The sequence below is a fragment of the Desulfobacter sp. genome, assembly GCF_050177295.1.
On the sequence record NZ_JBFXHE010000384.1, the window covers coordinates 1 to 4,330 of the forward strand.

General features: G+C 43.0%; 3 protein-coding genes and 2 pseudogenes. 2 read left to right on the forward strand and 3 right to left on the reverse strand.

The window, feature by feature from the left end:
- Window positions 1-827, forward strand: a pseudogene (locus AB7U36_RS19500) (acyl-CoA dehydratase activase); the annotation flags it as partial.
- On the opposite strand, the gene AB7U36_RS19505 reads toward AB7U36_RS19500, so the two are convergent.
- On the reverse strand, window positions 797-1,393 hold the full coding sequence (locus AB7U36_RS19505) for a hypothetical protein (protein ID WP_428161307.1): 597 nt from the start codon (window positions 1,391-1,393) through the stop codon (window positions 797-799). The pseudogene AB7U36_RS19500 and the gene AB7U36_RS19505 sit on opposite strands and share 31 nt — an antisense overlap.
- 231 nt (window positions 1,394-1,624) lie before the next feature.
- On the reverse strand, window positions 1,625-3,967 hold the full coding sequence (locus AB7U36_RS19510) for a DNA internalization-related competence protein ComEC/Rec2 (RefSeq protein WP_428161308.1): 2,343 nt from the start codon (window positions 3,965-3,967) through the stop codon (window positions 1,625-1,627).
- Between AB7U36_RS19510 and AB7U36_RS19515 the strand changes: the two genes are divergently transcribed.
- Window positions 3,861-4,118 (forward strand): hypothetical protein, encoded by a 258-nt coding sequence (locus AB7U36_RS19515; protein ID WP_428161309.1) that lies wholly within the window; start codon window positions 3,861-3,863, stop codon window positions 4,116-4,118. The genes AB7U36_RS19510 and AB7U36_RS19515 overlap by 107 nt on opposite strands.
- On the opposite strand, the pseudogene AB7U36_RS19520 reads toward AB7U36_RS19515, so the two are convergent.
- Window positions 4,110-4,330 (reverse strand): annotated as a pseudogene (locus AB7U36_RS19520) (UDP-N-acetylglucosamine 1-carboxyvinyltransferase); the annotation flags it as partial. The gene AB7U36_RS19515 and the pseudogene AB7U36_RS19520 overlap by 9 nt on opposite strands.

The window sequence follows — 4,330 nt, forward strand, 5'->3', positions numbered from 1 at the left end:
TTAAGGCGTCCACCAACACCTATTTTGCATATATGTTTGGCGGACTTTTCAGGAGCATCGGCTGCAAGATTCGTCCATATGAAATAAACAAGGGACAGACCAATGAGGCGTTGCACACTGCAGGTGCAATCATGGGCACGGCATTTCTCACGGGCGGATCAAAGGAAAAAGCCCTTAAGGAGATTATGTCTGTCTTTGAACAGATCCCGGTGAAAAAAGAAACACGGCCCAAGGTGGGAATCTTCGGGGATCTGTATGTCAGGGACAACCGGATAATGAACCAGAATCTGATCCAGTTCATTGAGGACAATGGCGGAGAAGTGGTAACCACGCCTTATTATCAGTATCTTCAGATCATCGCCAATGCCTATTTCAAAAAATGGTTCAAGGAGGGCAAATACTTAAGCCTGATTTCAAACAAAGCGCTTCTAACAGCCGTGAAAACAATGGAAAAAAAATATTATCCATTTTTTGCGCCGTTTTTCAATGAAACAGAACTCAAGGTAAACGCATCCTATGAACATATCCTTGAAACCTACGGCATGCTGCCGGAACATACCGGAGAGTCCATGGATAACTTGCTCAAGATCCACTACATTGTCAATGAACATCCGGATATAGCCCTTCTGGTTGCCGTCAACCCGACATTTTGCTGTCCGGGTCTTCTCACCGAGGCCATGGCCTCACAGATTGAAAAAAACGTCGGGGTTCCGATTGTCAATATTACCTATGATCTGTCCGGAGGCAACAAGAACACGGTGGTGGTGCCTTTCCTGAAATATTTGGGAACATCCCCCTATTCCCAGAGCCGGAAAGCTTTTGTCTGACGTTCGGTCGGCAGATAGGCCTTGGTTTCAGGGTGTCTTTTTATAAAGTCATTCTGAAATTCAATGCGTTTGACGTTAAACCGATTGTGGGAGTCAACAGCCCTGCGGTAACGCAGATAATATTCATCATAATTTTTTAGATGGATTGTACTTTCCGCCTTGGTTATGGCGTCAAAATTCCGGTAACAGAAGCGCAGCAGGGTTTCAAAATTATCCAGATAGTTTTCAAGGCTTTCAAGGTGCGCAATCACGATGCGGTTGTTGTAAAATCTTTTGATTTCATACACCCATTGCAGATCCTTTTGGGTGAAGAAATCCCTATAACTCCCCACAAATTCAACCATTTGCTTAATTGCGGCCTGATTATCAAGCATGATCTGGCGAAGTTGACCTATAAATACAATGGTCTGCTCAAGTTTATCTAGGTTTGACTGAACCTTGGACTGCTGCTCAAGTTCAATTAAAGCGTTGTCCAGGTTCTGGGTAGTCTGTTGGAGGATTTCACGGTAACGGATAAGCTGCCGGGTAACAGGCGGTAAGGAATCATATTTATATGTTGCCTTCATTCTGGAATAGATAAAAATTTCGCCGACAGTTACAATGGAGAAGCAGAGTATGAAAATCAAAAACAAAATCAAACGATTACCTTTTCCGGATTTAAATATGAAATACGGGGTGGTTACAGGCGCTGCAAAGACAATGGCAGCCCACCATTTAGGAAGGCTTTGACGCTTGCATTCTAAGAACATCAGACCGGATAAAATAAAAATAAAAGAAAAATAAATATAGTACACGCGTTAAAATTTCCTATGGGTTTTAATGGTATAACCAATACCATCAGATTGCAGTGTAACAGCGCCCATCAGATCCGTTCGAAAAATTGAGATCCTGTTTTGCAGATACCGCTGGAAAACCCTCCGGCAGGGGAACTTATGTCTGTTCATATAACCGCATGATATTATAACTCCTGACGGGCTGACTTGATCAAGAAAAAGTTCACTTGAACTGGAACAACTGCCATGGTGGGGGGACATAAGAATATCTGATTTGAGACTAAAATTTTCTGCATGTATAAGTTCCCTTTCTCTTTTTTCTTCAATATCGCCTGGAAAGAGCATGGAAAAGGATAAAAAATCAAGTCGGGTAACAAGACTGTTGTTATTAACGTTATCAGATAATTGCGGACTTTTTCCGCCAAGAATACTTATTTTAACCTGATCCCACGAAAACCGCCAGGGGTCAGGACCCGGGACATAAATTTTAATATCTTTTTTTTCAGCGATATCCATCAGATTTTTAAAAAAAACAGATGAGAGCATCTCATGATTTTTTATCCATTGTCTGACCCCAAAGTTTTCAAAAATAAAATAAAGGCCATTCATGTGATCACTGTCCGGATGTGTCAGAATAACGGCATCAAGAGATAAAATCCAGTTCTTCCATAAAAAGGGGCCCACAATATACCGGCCGGTGTCAAAACTGGAACCTGAGCCAAATCCGCCGGCATCAATGAGCAGGGTTTTTCCGTCAGGCGTAACGATAACAGAGGCATTCCCCTGCCCGACATCCAGGGTGTGCACCACAAGTTTTCCCGGATAAAATCTTTTCAACATTCCCTGGCCTGTGGATACCATACCGGCCGCAGTCAGAAGAAAGGTCAGGTATATGGCACCCTTGTTCTTTTCCATGATTGCAAATCCAAGGCAAAGTATCAGTGCATAATATATTATAATTTCAATTGGCCGTGGTGTGATGACCCTGGCCCAGGTCCAGTTGAAACCGGCAATCCAATGAATACCCTGAAGACAATATGAAAGAATGTGGATATCTAAAGTTAAAAAAAGGTGGGAGAGGCCAGGCAAAAAATCCATAAACATCAGGCCTGCCAATCCCAGGGGAAGCCCTAAAAAACCGATGACAGGAATCATGACAAAGTTCGTCCCCACCTGGACCATGGGAAATATATTAAAATAAAACGCTGTCACAGGGGCTGCGCCGATCCCTGCAAACACGGTTGTCAAAATCATTGAACAAATTCTTTTAATCCATTTATTCTCGGGTATGACCAAAGTCCGTCCAAGGAACATAAAGCCCGAGATAATAAAAAAAACACAAACAAATGAGAGCTGAAAAGAGATGGAAAACAAGGCCCCGGGATCAATAAAAAGAATTAGACTTGCGGCAAAGTAAAGGGTGTTTAAAGAATCTTTTTCCTTTTCAATGAGAAAAGAGGTTAAAAAGACCGCTGTCATGATCAACGCTCTTTGGGTCGATGGTGAGAACCCGGCAAAAAAAGCATAGGCCGTCAAAGGCAAGAGCGTGAGAATGCCTGCTGCTTTTTTTGCATGGCCTGTTATGACAAGAGACGAGTGCTGATTTAATATAAATATAAAAACAGAAAAAAAACCAACTCCGACAAGAGACATGTGCAAACCCGAGACAGCTAAAATATGAGAAAGACCTGCTTTGGAAAAATTATCATGGGTTTTTTCATGAATCATCTCTTTTTGCCCTGTAACCAGTGCTGTAAGGACAGCCCCGGCCTGGTTGGAGAAAAAATCAGGCGGCCTCTCATCTGTGTTTTGGACGGCTTTTGCAACATTGCTGGAAAAGCGTTCCCGGGTCCTTTGCAGAAATCGCATGCCCCGGGCAAATGAACTGCCGTCAACCCTGCCTGTATGTAAAATGGTGTCCGAATTTGCGTAAATGCTGCCGGTGATACCTTCAAGACGCATCCGAAATTCATAATCATACCCCCCGGGGTTGGAAAAATTTCGTATGGCTCTAATTTTTGACTTAACGACAATATGTTCTCCAAAGCGCAAGGATGATACAGGTTGTTTTAAAGGATCATGATATATGGTTAAAATCAATTTTCCAACAGCGGTATCCCCACCGATGTTGGTACAATTTATGGTGTATCTGGTTTTATTTGGATCTGTTTTAGGAAGAGAATTAATTATACCTGAAATCCGGTAAGTTTCACCATTGCAAAACCTGATGACATGTTGATCAGAATAATCTGGAGCGCAGATGCCTGCCATGCGCAATGCAGTCAAGCTAAAAACTACAAGGCATGATAGAAAAATAAATTTATCAGGCTTGAAAAGAATAAAGATAGTTGCGGCAGGCAGACACACCGTAATAAAATATATCCAGGGTGCAACCGGTGCCCAACTACCTGCTATGGCACCGGTTGCAAAGGAGAGGAAAATAAAGAGCATTGGCGCAAGGGTTAGCTTATGCCTTATGTCCACTTATGCCCTCCTTGGATGGGAGTTGTCAGGATGAAATTCTTTTAATATCTGCGCCCAGACCTTCAAATTTCTTTTCAATGGTCTCATAACCCCGGTCCATATGATAAACACGACTGATAACAGTGGTTCCTTGGGCAATTAAGGCTGCAATCACAAGGGAGGCACTGGCACGAAGGTCCGATGCCATTACAGGCGCACCCTGAAGATGAGACACGCCCCGGACGTTGGCGATATTCCCGCCGGAAA